Origin of the sequence: Streptomyces sp. CB02414, assembly GCF_001905385.1 — a bacterium.
Taxonomy (GTDB): Bacteria; Actinomycetota; Actinomycetes; order Streptomycetales; family Streptomycetaceae; genus Streptomyces.
Map to the genome: position 1 here is coordinate 393,623 of NZ_LIPF01000007.1, position 17,523 is coordinate 411,145.

The following is a 17,523-nucleotide window of genomic DNA, read 5'->3' on the forward strand; positions in this document are numbered from 1 at the left end:
CAGGTCAGGACGTGCGGGAGCGCAGGCGCTTGATCAGACGCTGCGCCACGAAGGCGAGGACGAGCAGCATGAACATCGCCCAGGCGACGGTCGCCGAGCGGCCCATCTGGTAGTTCTTCCAGCCCTCCTCGTACAGCAGCAGGCCGAGCGTCTGGTACTGGTTGTCCGCGCCGCCGGTGATGCCGTTGGGGCCCTGGCCGAAGATCAGCGGCTCGCCGAACAGCTGGGTGGCGCCGATCGTGGAGAGCACGATGGTGAAGACGATGGTGGAGCGGATGCCGGGGATGGTGACGTGGATGAACTGCTGCCACCGGGAGGCGCCGTCGAGGGAGGCGGCCTCGTAGCGGTCGGCGGGGATGGCCTGCATGGCGGCCAGGTAGAGCAGCGCGTTGTAGCCCGTCCAGCGCCAGATGACGATGGTGGAGATCGCGACCTGGGCGGGCCACTTGTCGGCCTCCCAGTTCACCGGGTCGATCCCGACGGTTCCCAGCGCCCAGTTGATCATGCCGAAGTCGCGTTCGAAGATCATGGTGAACACGAGGGCGGCCGCGGCGACGGACGTGGCGTAGGGCACGAGCGAGGCGACGCGGAAGAACAGTGAGGCGCGCATCCGGTAGTTGAGCAGGTGGGCCAGGCCCAGCGCCATCATCAGCTGCGGCACCGTGGAGATGACGCCGATGGTGACGGTGTTCCGCAGCGCGTTCCAGAACCGTGAGTCGCCCCAGAGTTCGACGTAGTTGTCGAACGCCACCCACTCCATGACGTCGAGGGTGGCCAGTTCCACGTCGTGCAGGGAGATCCACGAGGTGTAGACGAGGGGGTAGAAGCTGAACGCCGCGAAGACGACGAAGAACGGCGCGACGAAGGCGTACGGGGCGCCCTTGACGTCGAGCCGGTGCATCAGTGCGCCGCGTCGCCGGGCGGTGCCCGCGGCGCCCGTCCTGCCGGGCGGCTCCTCGCCGGTCCGGGTCTTGGTGGTGGAGGTGGCCACCGGACTTCCTTCCTGAGAGCGGAAAGCGGATGTGCGGGCCGGGTCACGGGCCCGCCGCCGGCCTGGCGGCGGGCCCGGACGGCCGCGGGAGTCAGCGGTCGGCGGGTCAGCCGACCGCCTTCTCGATGCGCTCCGCGGTGGTCTTCCACGCCTCGTCACGCGAGTCGCCCTGCTCGATCAGGGTCAGGCCCTGGGAGAAGAGGTCCTTGATCGTGCCGTCCTTGCGGCCGAGGACCTGCTTGTCGGGTATCTCCTGGGCGGCGGCGCCGAAGATCTGGCCGATCGGCGCGTCGCTGAAGTACTCCGACTTGGCGTTCTTGACGTCGGGGGACTGCAGCGCCTGCTCGGAGGAGGGGATGTTGCCGATCTCCTTGAAGATGTGTGCCTGCTGCTCGGGCGCGGTCAGCCAGGCGACGAGCTTCTTGGCCTCCTCCTTGACCGGGCTCTGCTCGATCACGCCGAGGAAGGAGCCGCCCCAGTTGGCGCCCTTCGGGGCCCGGGCGACGTCCCACTTGCCCTTGTTGGCCTCGCCGGCCTTCTCGCTGATGTGGCTGAGCATCCACGCCGGGCACACGGCCGTGGCGAACGTGCCGTTGGCCAGGCCGGGGTCCCAGCCCGGCTGGAACTGGCGGAGCTTGGCGGTGAGCCCTTCCTCACCCGCGTCGGCGGCGAGGTTCCACGCCTCCTTGACGGCCGGGTTGGTTTCGTGGATCAGGTCGCCCTGCTCGTTGTAGTACTGCTCGGGGTAGCCGTAGACCATGGCGTTGAACAGGCCGCTGGCCGCGTCCATGTAGGCCACGTCGTCGCCCTTGAAGTTCTTCTTGAAGGTACGGCCGACCTCGACGTACTTCTTCCAGTCGCCCGCCCACAGCTGGGCGACCTCCTCGCGGTCGGTGGGCAGGCCGGCCTGCTCGAAGTAGTCCTTGCGGTAGCAGACGGCCATCGGTCCGATGTCGGTGCCCAGGCCCAGCACCTTGCCGTCCTCGGTGCTGATCTGCGACTCCTTCCAGGGCAGGAAGTGGTCGGTGCCCGTCATCTTGGAGAAGTCGGCGAACTTGTCCGCCTGCGTCTCGGTGATCTCCTTGGCGCGGCCGATCTCGATGCCCTGGATGTCCTTCAGGCCGTTGCCGGCGGCGAGCCTGGTCTGCAGCGCGGTGTAGTACGTCTGCTCGTCACCGGCGATCTCGGCCTGGATGTCGACGTCCGGGTTCTCCTTCTCGTACTTCTCCAGGAGGCCCGTCTCCTTGATGCCCATCACCCCGTACAGACCCATGGTGATGACGGTCTTGCCGTCCTTCTTGCCGCCGCCGGTGACCGAGTCGTCACCGCTGCTGCATCCGACGACGAGTGTCAGCGCGCCGACGGCCGCGACCGCCGCCACCGCCCTCGTGCGCAACGAACCGAGACTGCCCATGGATCTCCTCCTAGCGATGGCGCTCACACATGAGGTGGGAACGTGCCCAATCTGGTGGGCACGTTCCCACCCGGCGCAGTGAAGACTCGTGGGAGCGCGCCCATCTGTCAATGACTTGAACGCAAGTTGCCCGTAAGTCCGAGGTCCCGCGTTCGTTTCCCGGTCCCCGAAGTCGCTGCGCACACGGCGGCGTCTGCAAGAATTGCCGCAGGTCACCTCCGCGGCAGGCATCGCCGCCGCGGCCGCCGAGGGGGGAGTACATGACCTCAGACCGCCGTCCCACGATCAAAACGGTCGCCGCCCGTGCCGGCGTGGGCCGCACCACCGTCTCCCGGGTCGTCAACGGCTCGGATCTCGTCAGCGCCGACGCACGGGCCCGCGTGCTCGCGGCCATCAAGGAACTCAACTACGTCCCCAACTCGGTCGCGCGCGGCCTGGTCACCAACCGCACCGACGCCGTGGCCCTGGTGATCCCGGAGTCGGAGAGCAGGCTCGGTTCGGAGCCGTTCTTCGCCGCGCTGATCCGCGGTGTCAGCGGCGCGCTCGCCGACAGCCGGACCCAGTTGCAGCTGATGCTCGTCCGAGACCAGGCGGAGCGGGACCAGTTGACCGAGTCGGTGGCGACCCGCCGCGTGGACGGCGTCCTCCTGGTCTCCGTGCACTCCGAGGACCGGTTGCCGGGCATGCTGGAGGAGATGGGCCTGCCCACCGTGCTGGCCGGCCGCCGGGACGCGGGCGAGCGGCTGAGCTACGTCAACTCCGACAACGCCGGGGGTGCCGCCGCGGCGGTCCGGCACCTGCTCGGCAGGGGCAGGCGGAGGATCGCCACGATCGCCGGGCCGCTGGACATGGACGTCGGCCGCAGCCGGCTGGCGGGCTGGCGGAGCGCGCACGAGGAAGCGGGGCTGCCCGCCGGGGAACTCCTGGTCGAGGCGGGTGACTTCACCGAGGAGGGCGGTCGGCGGGCCATGCGTTTGCTTCTTGAACGCGTCCCGGATCTGGACGCGGTCTTCGCCGCCTCCGACCTCATGGCGGTCGGTGCTCTGGCCGAACTCCGCGGGCGGGGCAGGCAGGTGCCCGGGGACGTCGCCGTCGTCGGGTTCGAGGACTCCGTCCTCGCCCGCCACACCGATCCGCCGCTCACGACGGTGCGTCAGCCGGTGGAGGAACTGGGCCGCACCATGGCCCGTATCCTCACCGACATCACGCGGCACGGCGCGCCCCGGCAGCAGACGACGCTTCCGACGGAGCTGGTGGTGCGCGAGTCGTCCTGACGCTCAGCCAAGCCGGTCGGCCAGATCCGCCAGGCCGTCGGCGTGCAGGTCGAAGCGGTCCGACGAGGCGGGCGGGTCGCCGACGGGTCGGGCGACGTAGGCGGTGCGCAGGCCGAGGGCCTGTGCGCCGCGCAGGTCCCAGGCGTGGGCGGCGACCATGAGGAGCCGGTTCGGCGGCCGGCCGGACGCCGTGACGGCCAGCCGGTACACCGCCGGATCCGGTTTGTAGCTGCGGGCGTCCTCGGCGGACAGCGCCTGGTGCCAGCGCAGTCCGGCGTGGGAGTTGAGCTGGAGCAGTGCGGTCCGGCCGGCGTTGGAGAGGCCGATCAGCGGGAACCGCTCGGCGAGCCGGGCGAGCCCCGGCACGGTGTCGGGCCATGGCGGGAGCCTGCGACTCGACCGGGCCAGTTCCTCGACGGCGGCCGGATCGTGGACTCCGGCGGCGTCGGCGACGAGCTGGGCGGCCTCCAGATCGAGGACGTCGCTGGTGAGGTAGGGCCGGGCACCGTCGAGGACACGGCGCTGCTCCCGTTCGACGTGGCGCTGCCACAGTGCGAGCAGTTCCTCGACCCCGGCCTCGTCGAAGGACGGGGCCAGCGCACGGATTCCGGCGCGGATGCCGGCGGGTTCGTCGACGAGCGTGCCGAGCACGTCGAAGACGAGGGCGTCGATCTCCAGTGGTTTCATGGCAGAGGGCTCCCGGTGGACTACGGGGGTGCGGCAGTGGCACTCATCCCAACATCGCGGGGAGCCGACCGGATTCCTGTGCGCGCCGATGGCGACCCGGCCGAAGTCCGCAGCACGGTCACCCGGCGTCGGGCAGCGCTCCCGGGCATTCGCCGTCCCGCGCCTGCCGCGTGGCGCGCCGCGCGTTCTCCTCGCGTACGGCGTCCAGCCAGCGCCACGGTTTGAGCTCGTCCAAGGTGAGGCCGGGGCAGGCGAGTTGGTGAGGGAGGCGGCAGGTCGAGCCCGGCGGGGGTTCGCCCAGCCCTCCGTTCCATGCTTGCCCGCCCGGGTCGATGTGCCAGCGGTGCCCCGCGGGGACCAGGTGTGCCGGGATGGTGAGCCCGGGTTCGAGCAGCACGTGCTGACCGGTGTAGGTCAGGCGGCGTTCACCGTCCAGGCCGCAGTGCGGGCAGACGGGCCGGGCGGGAGGCTCCGGCCCGGTGGCTCCGTCATGTGCGGCTTGCCTCCGGTCGGCGGTCTCCCAGGAACGAGGGGCGTCGGCGGGTGGCTGCCGGCTGCTGTCGGGGCCGGGTAACGGGACGAGACGCGGTTCGTGTGTATCCGCCATGAAAGCGAGGGTGCGACGCAGGCGGGAGGCCGGGTAGGGCGCAAAGTGGGCGCAACGGCAGCATGAGGGTAGGCCGGACGGGGCTCACAGCTCCCCCGAATGCCCGGATATCTTGCGTTTCACGTGAAACCGGACGGTGCTCGCCGGGAGTGGCAACACCCTCGCTCCCGGCGCGCTCCGGCCTACGCGCATTCCCTCAGGCTCCGACGGGTGAGCGCGGCTCGCGCCGCATGGCCCACAGCACCGGCCCGCCTCCCGGCAGAGAGAACTCCTCGCGCACGGTGAAGCCGAAGTGCTCGTAGAAGCCGAGGTTCGACGACTTGGAGGACTCCAGGCAGACGGGCAGGCCCGCCGCGTCCGCCTTGGCCAGTCCGGAGCGCAGCAGGGCGGCTCCGTGCCCCCCGCCCTGTGCGGCCGGGTCGGCGCCGATCACCGCCAGGTACCAGTGGGGTTCCTGAGGAGTGTGCCGGCCCGCGGTCTCGACGGCGTCGCGGAACAGCCCGGCCCGGTCACCGAGGATTCTCACCAGCTCCTGGATCGTCTCCGCGTCGGGGACGACCTGCGCCTGGCCCTCGGGCGGCACCCAGAACGCCGCCGCGGCACCCGTGCGCTCGCAGACGCCATGGCGGACGTACTGCCGGGTGAAGATCGTGGTGAAGTAGCGGCCCAGCGTCTCCTGGCGCGAGGAATCGTCGGGGAAGAACCAGCGCATCATGGGGTCGTCGTCGAAGGCGCGGGCGAGGGTACCGCTGACCGCTGCGGCGTCGTCCGGCGTCGCTGTCTCCGGAGTGCTCGTTTTCGGCATGAGGGCCATTCTGCACGGCAGTTGATCTTGACTGGTCGGCAGGTACCCGACTGACGCGCGTACGCCTGGCAGACTGGCGGACGTGACAGCGCACGAGACGGTACACGCACCCGCGTTCGCGCAGCTGATGCGGGATCAGGACGCCACCGAAGCCGTACGGCGGGACCTCGGGGAGTGCTGGGCGGGGGTCATCAACGCCGGGGGCGCGGTCGTGCCCATGGGCTGCCCGCTTCCGCCGGTCTCCCCGCGACAGCTGGAACCGGCGGTGGACGCGATCCTCAGGGGGCTCGCTCCACAGCGCGGCCGGCTGCTCCTGGCCTCCGTCGGGGGCGCTCTCGCGGGATGGGTGCTGCTGCGCCGCGAGGCGCACGCCCTGGAGGCGCACTGCGGAACGGTGAACCACCTGCAGACGCACGTCCGTTTCCGCGGTACGGGTGTCGGAGCCGCCCTGATGCGCCGGCTCCCCGCGATCGCCCGCGAGGAGATGGGCCTGGAGCGGCTGCGGCTCACGGTGCGGGACGGTCTGGGCCTCGAGGACTTCTACCGTGGGGTGGGCTGGTCCGAGGTCGGCCGGTGGCCGGGGGCGTTGCGGGTGGCACCCGGTGACGACCGCGACGAGATCCTCATGAGTCTGGCGCTCTGACCCGGCGTTCAGGGCACTCCCCCTCCCGGATCAGTCGCCCATGACCGCCACCAGCACCGCGCTGTCGCCGAACCTCCAGACCGGCGCGACATGACGGAAGCCGGCCCCGGCCAGCAACTCGGCGTGCCGCTCCAGCGCGAGGTCCTCGCCCCGTCCGCTCCCGCCGTGGACCTCGTGGCGCCGCGCACGCTCGGCGTACAGGTCGGCGAGCTCGGGGTCCCGCGCGGCCGCGCCCCACCACGCGTGCCAGTCCTCGTGGGCGTGGCCGCCGGTCCGCTCGGCACGGCGCCGCCCCACGTGCGCGGTGATGGCCGCGCAGGAGGCGTCGCCGGGCGGGAAGTGGTCGCCGTTGACGAGTACCCCGCCCGGGCGCAGCAGGGCGGCGAGCCGTCGGTAGGTGTCCAGCAGGACCGGTTCGGGGAGATAGTGCAGGGCCGTGGTCGAGACGGCGGCGTCCAGCGGGCGGTCCAGCCCGAGGGCGTCGGTCCAGCCGTCGGCGCCGATCACGGTGTCCACGTAGCGGGCGGCGTCGGCGTGGTGGGTCCGCCCCAGCTCGAGCAGCAGAGGGTCCATGTCGGCGGCGACGATCTCCGCGTCCGGCAGGCGGCCGACGAGCCTGGCGGCCAGGGAGCCCGGGCCGCACCCGAGGTCGAGCAGGAGCGGACGGGGTCGGCCGGCGGTGACGTACTCGACGACATCCGTGATCACCGTGAACCGTTCCTCGCGGTCCACGGCGTAGCGCTGCTGCTGCCGCTCCCAGCGCTCCACCCACGTCCCGGCCACCGCCATGCTGATGCCCATCTGGTCGCGCCACCTCTTCCGATTCGCACCCGTCGTGGTCGGGACCGAATCTACAGGTGGAAACGGTTATCAGTTGCCTCATCGGTCGCCGGTTCACGCCAACGAGGCGAGTACGCCGTGCAGGCGGTCGATCTCCTCCTCCGTGTTGTACGCGTGCACGCTCACCCGCACCGCCCCCTTCCCCTCTTCCGCGCCCGCCTGGCAGAGGCTGTCGGCGCGCACCATGAAGCCGTGGCTGTAGAGGATGAAGCCGAGGTCGTCGGAGGGGATGTCCCGGTGCCGGAAGGTGACGATGCCGTGGCGCCGCTGGGCCCCGGGGAGTACGGAGTCGGCGGCCAGGCTCGTGGGACAGCCGAGGATCTCGTACGCGTCGAGGTGCCGCAGCCGGTCGGTCAGCCGGGTCGTGAGGCCGGCCGTCCAGCGGGCGATCCGGTCCACTCCGGCCCGGCCGAGCCAGTCGAGCGCGGCCCCCAGCGACACGATGCCCACCGTGTTGGGCGTGCCCTGCCAGCCGCCCGGCCGGAACTCGGGCCCCCGCGTGTTGCGCGCCCACACCGCCCCCGAACCGGGCAGGGCCATCGCCTTGTGCCCCGAGAAGACCACGAAGTCGACGTCCAGCAAGGGGTCGGCCAGGTCGACGGGCAGATGGCCGACGCTCTGGGCCGCGTCGAGGCAGATCGGCACGTCCGGGCCGACCGCCGCGCGGATGCGGTGCACGTTCATGTCACCGCCGTAGACGTGGTGGACGTGGGTCGCGGCCACGAAACGGGTCCGGGGACCGACGAGGTCGCCGAGGGCACGGTGGTCGTAGTCGCCCGACACCGCCTGGTACGGCAGGGCGCGGACGTGCACCTGAACACCGCGTTCGGCCAGCGACTGCCGGGCTTCGAGCCACGGGTCCAGGTTGGCGCGGTGATCGGCGAACGGCACGAGGATCTCGTCGCCGTCGGAGAGGTACGGCACGAGCCAGTCGCGGGCCACGGTGCGCAGTCCCTCGGTGGTGCCGCTGGTGAAGTGGACGGTGGAACGGTCAGGTTCCGGATCGTGCAGGAACGCCTTGACCCGCTCCCTGGTGTCCTCCACGAGCCGGGTGGTCTCGTTGGCCCAGGGGTAGGTGCCCCGGCCGGCGTTCGCGTTCGACGTGGTGAGATAGGTCTGGGCGGCCTCCAGTACGGCCCGCGGCTTCTGGGAGGTCGCCGCGCTGTCCAGGTAGGCCGACTCCGGATGGGCGGCGACGATGGGGAACTGTTCCCTCAGCTCCCGCTGCCACATGTGGTCCTGTGTGGCCGGGAACAGGCTGCCCGCGCTCACTCGCGCACCAGCGGCGCGCCCGCGTCCCGCCAGGCGACGATCCCGCCGGCCAGGCTCCGCACGTCGGGGTGGCCCAAGCGGGTCAGCAGCGCCGCGTGGCGCAGCGACTTCTCGCCCACCGGACAGGCCAGCAGCACCGGTGTCCGTTTGCTGAAGGGAAGCCCGCCGCGGACGAGTTCCTCGAACAGCTCGTCGACGATGTTGACCGAGCCCTCGATGTGCAGGGCCGCGTAGGCGTGCGGGCTGCGCAGGTCGACGACGAGCGGCCGGGTATCGCTCTCGGCGATCCAGCGGCGGGCGTCGTCGACGCTCACGGAACGGGCCTCCGCCCGCACGTCGTCCTCGGTGAGCGTGGCGAGGGTGGGCACCCGGCTCGCCCTGCCCAGCAGTTCGGGGCGTCGTGCGCGCACGTAGCTGAGGTAGCTCTCGGCCCGGTCGCACACGATGAACACCGCGGTCTCCCGGCGTCCCGTCCCCTCCAGTGCCTCGTCGGCGTCCCGCAGGTGCCGTACCGCGCCCTGGTAGGCGGCGCCCCCGGTCGGCCCCGACAGCAGTCCGCAGCGGCGGATCAGGGTGAGCATCCCGTCGATGGCCTCGCCCGAGGTGACGGACTCGATCGTGTCGTACGTCGCGGGGTCGAACAGGCCCACCTGGTGGACCTCGTCGATGGTGCGGATGCCGGGAATGAAGTCGGACTTGTGGGCGACGAGGCCGAGGACCCGCACGTCCGGGTCGTGCTCGCGTAGCACCCTGGCGACGCCGGTCGAGGAACCGGCCGTGCCGACACAGGCGACGAACCAGTCCGGAGCCCGCCCGTCCAGGTCCTTGACGATCTCCGGTCCGGTGCCGGAGGCGTGGGCCTCGACGTTGCGCGGGTTGAAGTACTGGTCGGTGTGCAGGTAGGTGCTGCCCGGCTCCGTGAGGGCCTGGTGGAAGTGGGTCAGCGGATCGTCCGTGTCGGTCGGGTCCAGGCACTCGCTGCGCCCGGGCAGCTCCTCGATCTCGGCGCCCAGGAGCAGGAGCAGTTCCTTGATCTCCGGTACGCGCATGCGGTTGGTGACGCTCTTGAACCTCAGGCCGTGCATGCCGGCCAGCAGGGCCAGCGCCTTGGCGGTGTTGCCGCTGGAGAGCTCGACGACCGTCCCCCCGCCGTCGCCCGCGCCCTCCAGATGGGGGCGGGCCATGTGCCAGGCGGGACGGTCCTTGACGGAGCCGAACGGGTTGAGCATCTCCAGCTTCGCGTACAGGTCGATGTGGCGCAGGCCGTGCACGGCGGGGTCGATGCGGACGAGCGGTGTGTTGCCGATGGCGTCCGTGATGCTGTCGTACCTCATGCGGGCGTTCCCCCCGGGTGTGAGATCGGCCAGTAGTCCTCGTCCGGGCACCAGCGCCAGGAGTCGCCCTCCCTCTCCACGGCCACCGTCCGCGCCGACGGCTGCCGCTGCGCGTGGTGGGCGTGGAAGTCCATCGCGTAGCCCGCGGTGTTGACGAAGGCCAGCACGTCACCGGGGCGCGGCAGTCTCGGGAGGAACACGAGCCGACGGGTGATCAGGTCGGCCTCCAGGCACAGGTTGCCGACCAGGTGGACGCCGACCGGGGCCTCCGGTTCCGGGCCGCCGCCCGGGCCGTTCCCTGACGGGTCACCGCGGGACAGCAGCACGGGGTCCATCAGGACTCCGTGCTCCTCCAGGCTCACGTCTCCCGCGTTCATGCCCAGACGCACCAGGTACGGGTCCGGGCCCGCGCCGGTGCCCCGGACGTCCAGCACCCGTGCCAGCGACAGTCCGCACTGGTCGACGAGGGAACGGCCGGGTTCGATGTGGAGGTCGTGCAGGTGCTCGAGAAGGAGCGTGCCCGGCTCCCGGCCGAGGACCGGTGCCGGTAGTGAGAGGAGTTCGTCGAGGTAGCCGGGGCCGGCGTCGGGGCGGTGGCCGGGGTACAGGGCGACCGACCCGCGCACCGTGCCGCCCTCGTTGCGCAGCCCGTAGCCGTGGCCGCGCCAGGTCAGGGGCGGGCGGCCGCCGAGGACCGCCTCACTGAGCGCGGTGGTCCAGCGCTGCCACTCCCCCGCGTCGGCGACGTAGCCGACGCCGAAGCCGCCGCCGATGTCGACGGCACGCGGCGCGAGGCCCCGCTCCCGGCAGGCGTCCATGAGCAGCACGCACTGTTCCAGGGCACGGGCCTTCTCCTCCAGGCCGGTGGTGTCCAAGTGGTAGGCGAGGCCGGTGAGTTCCACGGCGTCCGCATGCTGCTCCAGGGCCGACCAGAGTGCCTCCGCGTCCCGCACGGGCGTTCCGAAGCGGCTGCGCCGGGACAGCAGGCGGGTGCCCGCGCCGTTCTGGCCGGCGGTCGACTCGAAGCCGGACAGGCGCGCCAGCACACGGACCCGGCCGAGCCCGTGGCCGCGTACGAGAGAGGCCAGTTGCTCAAGCTCACGCGGCGAGTCCAGGTTCACGGTGGCGCCGACCCGGGCCGCCAGCCACAGGAACTCCGGGTCCTTGGGGCCGGTGGCCATGACCCGGTCCCCGGTGAACCCGCAGCTCAAGGCGTGCCGCAGCTCCGCGAGCGACGCGACGTCGATTCCCACGGCCGCCGGGTCCTCGGCCGCCAGTCTGCGCACCAGGGCGCTGGAACGGTTCGCCTTGTGCGCGAAGTAGAGCCGGCCGGTGAGACGGTGACGGCGGTAGACGGCCCGGAAGCGCGCCGCGTTCTCGGCGATCGTCTCGGGCAGCAGTACGTTGAGCGGAGATCCGAGGGCGTCGACGAGTGAGTGCAGGAACGGTGCGGCGCCCAGCAGTGAGGCGAGCGGCGGTTCCACCCGCGGCCTCAGATATAAGGGCACGTCCACGAAAGACCCCTCCCCGTGTCGGCCGACCGTCGTTTCGACGACCGTTCGGGAGTAGTCGTTTCCAGGTACACGCTCCGCTAAGCCTCGGTTCCCGTCGGTGAGCACGCCTCGGCGATCGAAAGGCTGTTCTCGTACAGGTGGTGCCGGGTGATCCTGCCGTCCTCGACGGTGAGGCGCAGCGCGAACGGGCCCGCGAAGGACTTTCCGGTGGCACGTACCGTTCCGGAGAGGTGGCCCGTCAGGACGGCGTCGGTGCCGTCGACGAGGAAGGCGTCGACACTGGCGCGCGCGTCCTCGGGCACGGTGTGGGCCGCCAGCTCCTCGGACTGTGCGGCACATTCGGCGGCCGTGGAGCGCGGACGGATCCACGGGACGGTGGGGTTGTCCGCCAGCAGCCAGTCGACCTCGTCGGCGAAGAGACCGACGAGCCGATCGGTGTCGCCGGCGAGCCGGGCGGCGAGGAAGGCCTGCACGACGGCGCGGGTCGCCTCGGTGGCCGAACTCATCGCATCCACACTGGACTTGGGGTACACCGACATCGTCCTCTCCTCCTCGAATCGCGGCGGCTCCCGGCGGCTGTCCGTCGGGGCCGTGCCGATGCCCCGATCCTGCCGGGCCGTGGCAGGGCGGTCGATTACCCCGGAGGTAGGGCCGCGGACGGCTGGGACGGACGGTCAGGGTTCGAGCGGCGGAAGGCCGTCCAGTCCTGTCTCACGCATGATCCGGTCGACGGTCCCGGCGAGCGTGCTGTCGGCGCCGATGACGGTCTCGGCGCCTGAGGAGAGCAGGTCGCGCGGCCGGTACCACTCACGCAGCTGTGCCTCGTCGACCTCGCCGGCGATCGGCTTGGTGGCGTGCCGCGCCACGGTCTCGTCGAGCGGTACGTCCAGGTAGTAGCCGTGGGTGGGTCCGCGGTGGTCGGCGCGGAGGCGGGCCAGCATGTCGCCGTAGTGGTCGGCGTACAGGATGCCCTCCACCACGACGTGGTACCCGGCGTCCAGGGCGTAGCGTGCCGTCAGTTCGATGAGGCCGATGTTCGCCGCTCCGGGCCGGTCCCGTTCCCGGAGGACGGTCCGGCGGAGATTGTCCTGGCCGACCAGGGCGAGGCCGCGCCCGAATCGGTCGCGGACACCGGCCGCGACGGACGACTTGCCCGAGGCGCTGTTGCCGCGCAGCACGACCAGCCGGGTCTCTTGCGTGCCCACCCTCACCCGCCGCACGCTACCGGCAACGGCCCCGGGCCGGGCCGCCGTTGCCCCGGGCGACGAACCCGCGGCGCATGCACCCGAGTGGAGCAGCCGGGGAGCGGGGAGCGTTTCCGCACGGGTCACCGCTCGTTGAGGTCGGCATGATCAAGAAGCTCGCCTGTGCCTCCGTCATGGCCACCGCCCTCCTCGCGGCCGCGCCCGCCGCCGAAGCGGCCCACGAACCCGTCCCCTCCTCCGGCGTCCCCGGCGGACCGATCCTCAACAGTCTGCTCGGTTCCCTCGAGATCGGTCATCCGGCCACCTCCCCCCAGTCGCTGCTGCCCGAGCGGCTCGTCGGCAGGTGACGGGGTACCGCGCCGAGCGCGATGGCGCGTAATCTCCCCTTCGGCCTCGGATCAGCCGGTTCACCGTTCCGGTCCACTGGCTGGTCCCGGCGCCGCCAGGCCCCGGCAGGCTTCCCGTAACCGGCGTCCGCCAGCCTCCAGGAAGTCGTTCGATACGGGGAGGCCGAAGTGAAGCATGGGAACAAGAGCCGCGCGGGCCTGGTCGTGGCCGTACTGACCGGGCTGACCCTGACGTCCGCCGCGACCACCGCGCACGCCGACCCGCGCACCTCCGGGGCTCCGGACGTCATCGCGCACCGGGGCTCCTCCGGAACGGCCCCCGAGAACACCGCCGCCGCCATCGACCTGGCCGTCGAGCAGCGCGCCGACTTCGTCGAGATCGACGTCCAGCGCACCAAGGACGGCAGGCTGGTCAACTTCCACGACTGCACCATGGAACGCACCACCGACGTCGAGGACGTCTACCCCGGCCGGGCCCGCTACCGCGTCTCCGACTTCACCTGGGCCGAACTGCGCCGTCTCGACGCCGGTTCCTGGTTCCACGACGACTACGCCGGCGAACCCCTGATCACCGTCGACGAGGTCGTCTCCAGGGTGAAGAACACCCGGACCGGACTCCTCGCCGAGATCAGTCCCTGCGCCCACCACACCGGCATCGCCACCGACTTCGCGGAGTTCCTGCGGGACAAGCCCCGTTACGTCCGCCGCGCACTCGACCGCGAACAGCTCGCCGTCCAGTCCTTCCAGACCGAGGACGCCCGGGAGTTCCACGCCCTCATGCCGGACGTCCCCATCGGCATCCTGGACGCCGACCGCCCCACGGACACCGAACTCGTCCGGCTCAGCCGGTGGGCCGACCAGGTCAACCCGCAGTACACCGTCACCGACCAGGGTCTCGTCGACCGCGTCCACGAGCTCGGTATGGACATCAACGTCTGGACGGTCGACGAACCCGGCGCCATGCGGACGATGGCGGGCCTGGGCGTGGACGGCATCATCACCGACTTCCCCCAGTCGCTCACCCAGCGCCGGGAAGGCTAGGCACTCCTGGGCCCGCGGGCCGCCGCCTTCTTCGCCGCCGGCTTCTTCGCCGCGGCCTTCTTCCCGGCCGGCTCCTTCGCCGCGCCCTTGGCGGTCTTGGCGGTCTTGGCTGCGGGTGTCTTCTTCGCGGCGGTCTTCTTCCGCCGCCCGGGCAGCTCCCGCACCTCCGCGTGGTCGTCCTCGCCCCGGGACTCCTTCGCCTTGGACACGGACTCCTGGAGGGCCGCCATCAGGTCCAGCACCTGCCCCGGCCGCTCCTCCGGTTCCGGCGCCTCCTCCGGCTCCCTGTGTTCGCGCTTCGCCTCGATGAGTTCCGCGACGGCCTCCGTGTAGGTGTCGCGGAACTCGTCGCCCTCCAGGTCTTCCCGGGTCATCGTGTCCATCAGCGCCAGCGCCCCGTCGATCTCCTCCTCGGACACCTCGACCGGGGGCGGGGTGAGGGACGAGGGGTCGCGGATCTCGTCCGGCCAGCGCATGGCGTGCAGCACGATCGCCTCGCCGCGCACCCGCAGCAGACCCAGCCGCTCCCGGCCGGACCACGCGTACCTCGCCACGGCCACCTTCGCCGACCGGGCGAGCGCCTGCCGCAGCAGCTTGTACGGCTTGGCCGCCACCTGCCCGTCCGGCTGAAGGTAGTAGCCGTCGCCGATCCGGATGGGGTCCACGGACGCGAGCGGCACGAACGCCACGATCTCGATGGCCTTGGCCGTCGGCAGCGGCAGCTCTCGCAGGTCGTCGTCGGTGATGGGCACCACCTGGGTGCTGGTGAGCTCGTACCCCTTGCCGATCTCGTCGGAGCGGACCTCCCGGTCCTCGAGCTCGCAGACCTTCCGGGTCCGTATCCGGCCCTGGTCGGCCAGGTGGTAGCGGTGGAAGCGGATGCTGTGGTCCTCGGTCGCGCCGACCACGTGGATCGGCACGGTGACCAGGCCGAACGAGATGGCGCCGCTCCAGATCGACCGGGGCATGGACAGGCCTCTCCACGTGACGTCCCCGAGCGGTACCAGCCTAGGAGCGGCACGCCGCCCCCGCACACGCGCCACCTCCGCGCACACCCCCCGGCATGCGTGCCGCCGGTTCCGGCCGCACGCTGGTGCCATGACGACCGCACCGCCTGTGATCGTGTACCCGCCCGACGAGGAGGGCGGACGCCGGGTGCGCGTGGACGGAGAGGTCCTGGGCCGGGCCTACGGCGTGCGGGACGTCGCCCGCTTCCTCCAGGAGGCCGGCCTGCAGGACTGGGACGAGATGGACGTGGTCCGGTCGGCCGTCGTCGAGTGGCGCGGGGGTGGCCCGGACGTGTGGGACCACTGACGGAGTACGGACGGTCACGTCCTCGCATGCCGCCGCGGGAAAGCGGGCGTAGTGTCCTCATATGGGTGATGTGCGGTGTGGCCGGCGTCGGGCGGTCCCGCCGGAACCCGTGGAACTCGGCCGTCGGCGGGCGGACATCTGATGCACACCACGATGGACACCGCGATGGACACGGCGATGACCGCCGTGGTGCGCGACAGCGGTGCCTACGGCGGGCTGCTGTACGTGCTGCCCCCGCGCGACGACGCCTTGTGGCTGGTCATGACGGCGGGGGTGCCCCAGGACATCGCCGTGCCGTGGCGGCGTGTGGCGCCGACCGATCCGATGCCGGTGGCGGACGCCGTGCGCGAGGAGCGCCTGGTGTGGGTGGGCGGCCGGGAGGAGATGGCGCGCCAGTACCCCCGGCCGGCGCTCGTGCTGCCGTACGACTTCGCGCTGGGGGCGGCGCCGGTCGTCTCGGACGGCGCCGTACGGGGCGGGCTGGTGCTGCTGTGGCCCGGCACCCATGCGTCGCGGCTGAGCCGCGAGGAACGGGACGTCGTCGAGGCGGGCTGCCGCCGTCTGGCCGGGCTGCTGCGTCAGGCCGCGGACAGCGGCGCCCCGCTGCTGCCCGCGGAGCGGCCACGCACCCTGCGGCCCCCGGCCGGTCGCGTTCCGGCACCCGCCGAGGCGTCCGCGCTCTCGGCCTTCGTCGACCGTCTGCCGGGCGGGTCGTGCGGGCTGGATCTGAACGGACGCATCACCTTCATCACCCCGGCCGCGGCCGGCCTCGTGGGTGCCGACCAGGCCGCGCTGGTGGGCGCGCTGCCCTGGGAGGCGCTGCCGTGGATGGACGTCCCGCAGGTCGAGGACCGCTACCGGGCCGCCCTGGTCAGCCGTCTGCCGCAGGCCTTCACCGTGCTGCGGCCACCGGGGACCTGGCTGGCCTTCGAGCTGTACCCGGACTCCACCGGCATCAGTGTCCGCATCACGCACGGTGACCCGGCCGACGGTGCTCCGGCGCGGGCGCTGCCGACGGCCGGGCCCAGCCGCGCCACCGTGCTGTACCACCTGATGCACCTGGCCTCGACCCTGACCGAGGCCATCGGCGTGCAGGAGGTGGTCGAGCAGACCGCCGACCAGTTGCTTCCGGCGCTGGGCGCGCAGGCCATGGTGCTGATGACCGCCGAGGACGGCCGTCTGCGGATCGCGGGCCACCGCGGCTACCGCACCGAGCTGATGGACCGTTTCGACGGCATTGCGCTGAGTTCCGAGGTGCCCGGCGCCGACGTCATGGCCACGGGCGTCGCCGGGTTCTTCGCGACCTTCGACGAGATGGCCGACGCCTATCCGGCCATGACGCACGAGGACGGGATGGCCGCGTGGGCGGTGCTGCCGCTGATCGCGTCCGGCCGCCCCATCGGCTCCCTCCTCCTCTCCTACGAGCGGCCCCACACCTTCCCGCCGGGCGAGCGCGCCGCTCTGACCTCGCTGGCCGGTCTGGTCGGCCAGGCGCTGGACCGGGCCCGGCTCTACGACGCCAAGCACCACCTCGCCCACCGTCTGCAGTCCGCCCTGCTGCCGCACACCCTCCCGAGCGTGCCCGGTCTGCGGGTCGCCGCACGCTATCTGCCGGCCGCCCGGGGGCTGGGCGTCGGCGGCGACTTCTACGACCTCATCCGTCTCGACGAGCACACGCTCGGCGCCGCCATCGGCGACGTCCAGGGCCACAACGTGGACGCGGCCGCGCTCATGGGCCAGGTCCGGACCGCCGTCCACGCCCACGCCACGGTGGGCGCCTCCCCCGACGACGTCCTGGCCCGCACCAACCGCCTGCTCACCGATCTGGACCCCGGCCTCTTCACGAGCTGTGTCTACGTGCATCTCGACCTCGCGACGCGCCGGGCCTGCCTGGCCACCGCCGGCCACCCGCCGCCCCTGCTGCGGCATGCCGACGGACGCACCGAACTGGTCCGCGTGCCGCCCGGTCTGCTGCTCGGCATCGAGCCGGACACCCGTTACACGGCGTTGGAGTTCCCGCTGCCGCCCGGCAGTGTCCTCGCCCTGTACACCGACGGGCTGGTCGAGGCGCCCGGCGTCGACCTGGACGACGCCGTCGCGGCCCTCGCCGGGCTTCTGGAACACGCGGACCCCGGTGACCTCGACGCCATGGCCGATGCTCTGATCCGGCACGCGCCCGCCCCCGGCGACGACATCGCCCTGCTCCTCATCAGCCCGAACGCGTGAGGCGTGGGG

18 protein-coding genes are annotated in these 17,523 nt (G+C 71.9%); 6 read left to right on the forward strand and 12 right to left on the reverse strand.

Annotation, left to right across the window (positions count from 1 at the left end):
- Nucleotides 1-4 precede the first annotated feature (4 nt).
- Together AMK11_RS24185 and AMK11_RS24190 are read right to left on the reverse strand one after the other, a co-directional pair.
- Nucleotides 5-991 (reverse strand): carbohydrate ABC transporter permease, encoded by a 987-nt coding sequence (locus AMK11_RS24185; protein WP_073730113.1) that lies wholly within the window; start codon nt 989-991, stop codon nt 5-7.
- A 106-nt stretch (nt 992-1,097) separates the two neighbouring features.
- Complete coding sequence (locus tag AMK11_RS24190; RefSeq protein WP_073730114.1) at nt 1,098-2,405, reverse strand: ABC transporter substrate-binding protein; 1,308 nt, start codon at nt 2,403-2,405, stop codon at nt 1,098-1,100.
- A 260-nt stretch (nt 2,406-2,665) separates the two neighbouring features.
- Here AMK11_RS24190 and AMK11_RS24195 point away from each other — a divergent pair, with 260 nt between their 5' ends.
- The gene (locus AMK11_RS24195; RefSeq protein ID WP_073730115.1) at nt 2,666-3,679 is read left to right on the forward strand and encodes a LacI family DNA-binding transcriptional regulator; all 1,014 of its coding nucleotides are present in this window, start codon (nt 2,666-2,668) and stop codon (nt 3,677-3,679) included.
- Between the two features lie 3 nt (nt 3,680-3,682).
- Here the strand turns inward: AMK11_RS24195 and AMK11_RS24200 are convergent, their stop codons facing one another.
- The 3 genes from AMK11_RS24200 to AMK11_RS24210 form a co-directional block, all read right to left on the reverse strand.
- Nucleotides 3,683-4,366 carry a haloacid dehalogenase type II gene (locus AMK11_RS24200; RefSeq protein ID WP_073730116.1) on the reverse strand — a complete coding sequence of 228 codons (684 nt, stop codon included), beginning with the start codon at nt 4,364-4,366 and terminating at the stop codon, nt 3,683-3,685.
- A gap of 118 nt (nt 4,367-4,484) precedes the next feature.
- Nucleotides 4,485-4,973 (reverse strand): DUF6083 domain-containing protein, encoded by a 489-nt coding sequence (locus AMK11_RS24205; RefSeq protein ID WP_073730117.1) that lies wholly within the window; start codon nt 4,971-4,973, stop codon nt 4,485-4,487.
- Between the two features lie 196 nt (nt 4,974-5,169).
- Nucleotides 5,170-5,778, reverse strand: a complete 609-nt coding sequence (locus AMK11_RS24210) for a GNAT family N-acetyltransferase (protein ID WP_073730336.1) — start codon at nt 5,776-5,778, stop codon at nt 5,170-5,172.
- Nucleotides 5,779-5,860: 82 nt separating this feature from the next.
- On the opposite strand from AMK11_RS24210, the gene AMK11_RS24215 reads away from it, so the two are divergent.
- Nucleotides 5,861-6,421: a GNAT family N-acetyltransferase gene (locus AMK11_RS24215; protein ID WP_241847065.1), complete on the forward strand. Its 561-nt coding sequence runs from the start codon at nt 5,861-5,863 to the stop codon at nt 6,419-6,421.
- A 30-nt stretch (nt 6,422-6,451) separates the two neighbouring features.
- Here the strand turns inward: AMK11_RS24215 and AMK11_RS24220 are convergent, their stop codons facing one another.
- The 6 genes from AMK11_RS24220 to AMK11_RS24245 form a co-directional block, all read right to left on the reverse strand.
- Nucleotides 6,452-7,222 carry a class I SAM-dependent methyltransferase gene (locus tag AMK11_RS24220; protein ID WP_073730119.1) on the reverse strand — a complete coding sequence of 257 codons (771 nt, stop codon included), beginning with the start codon at nt 7,220-7,222 and terminating at the stop codon, nt 6,452-6,454.
- A 93-nt stretch (nt 7,223-7,315) separates the two neighbouring features.
- Nucleotides 7,316-8,494, reverse strand: a complete 1,179-nt coding sequence (locus AMK11_RS24225) for an aminotransferase class V-fold PLP-dependent enzyme (RefSeq protein ID WP_073730337.1) — start codon at nt 8,492-8,494, stop codon at nt 7,316-7,318.
- 35 nt (nt 8,495-8,529) lie between these two features.
- The gene (locus AMK11_RS24230) at nt 8,530-9,867 is read right to left on the reverse strand and encodes a pyridoxal-phosphate dependent enzyme (protein WP_073730120.1); all 1,338 of its coding nucleotides are present in this window, start codon (nt 9,865-9,867) and stop codon (nt 8,530-8,532) included.
- A complete protein-coding gene (locus tag AMK11_RS24235; RefSeq protein ID WP_073730121.1) occupies nt 9,864-11,381 on the reverse strand; it encodes a Y4yA family PLP-dependent enzyme in 1,518 nt (505 codons plus the stop codon). Before AMK11_RS24235 ends, AMK11_RS24230 begins: the two co-directional genes overlap by 4 nt.
- Nucleotides 11,382-11,458: 77 nt before the next feature.
- Nucleotides 11,459-11,920, reverse strand: a complete 462-nt coding sequence (locus AMK11_RS24240; RefSeq protein ID WP_073730122.1) for a nuclear transport factor 2 family protein — start codon at nt 11,918-11,920, stop codon at nt 11,459-11,461.
- A 135-nt stretch (nt 11,921-12,055) separates the two neighbouring features.
- Nucleotides 12,056-12,601 (reverse strand): AAA family ATPase, encoded by a 546-nt coding sequence (locus AMK11_RS24245; protein WP_073730123.1) that lies wholly within the window; start codon nt 12,599-12,601, stop codon nt 12,056-12,058.
- Nucleotides 12,602-12,729: 128 nt separating this feature from the next.
- Here AMK11_RS24245 and AMK11_RS24250 point away from each other — a divergent pair, with 128 nt between their 5' ends.
- Nucleotides 12,730-12,933 carry a hypothetical protein gene (locus AMK11_RS24250; RefSeq protein ID WP_073730124.1) on the forward strand — a complete coding sequence of 68 codons (204 nt, stop codon included), beginning with the start codon at nt 12,730-12,732 and terminating at the stop codon, nt 12,931-12,933.
- A gap of 168 nt (nt 12,934-13,101) precedes the next feature.
- Complete coding sequence (locus AMK11_RS24255; protein ID WP_073730125.1) at nt 13,102-13,974, forward strand: glycerophosphodiester phosphodiesterase; 873 nt, start codon at nt 13,102-13,104, stop codon at nt 13,972-13,974.
- Here AMK11_RS24255 and ku read toward each other — a convergent pair.
- On the reverse strand, nt 13,971-14,942 hold the full coding sequence (gene ku, locus AMK11_RS24260; protein WP_073730126.1) for a non-homologous end joining protein Ku: 972 nt from the start codon (nt 14,940-14,942) through the stop codon (nt 13,971-13,973). The genes AMK11_RS24255 and ku overlap by 4 nt on opposite strands.
- Before the next feature lie 130 nt (nt 14,943-15,072).
- On the opposite strand from ku, the gene AMK11_RS24265 reads away from it, so the two are divergent.
- Nucleotides 15,073-15,288 carry a hypothetical protein gene (locus tag AMK11_RS24265; RefSeq protein WP_073730127.1) on the forward strand — a complete coding sequence of 72 codons (216 nt, stop codon included), beginning with the start codon at nt 15,073-15,075 and terminating at the stop codon, nt 15,286-15,288.
- Nucleotides 15,289-15,429: 141 nt separating this feature from the next.
- The gene (locus AMK11_RS24270) at nt 15,430-17,514 is read left to right on the forward strand and encodes a SpoIIE family protein phosphatase (RefSeq protein WP_241847066.1); all 2,085 of its coding nucleotides are present in this window, start codon (nt 15,430-15,432) and stop codon (nt 17,512-17,514) included.
- Nucleotides 17,515-17,523: the final 9 nt, after the last annotated feature.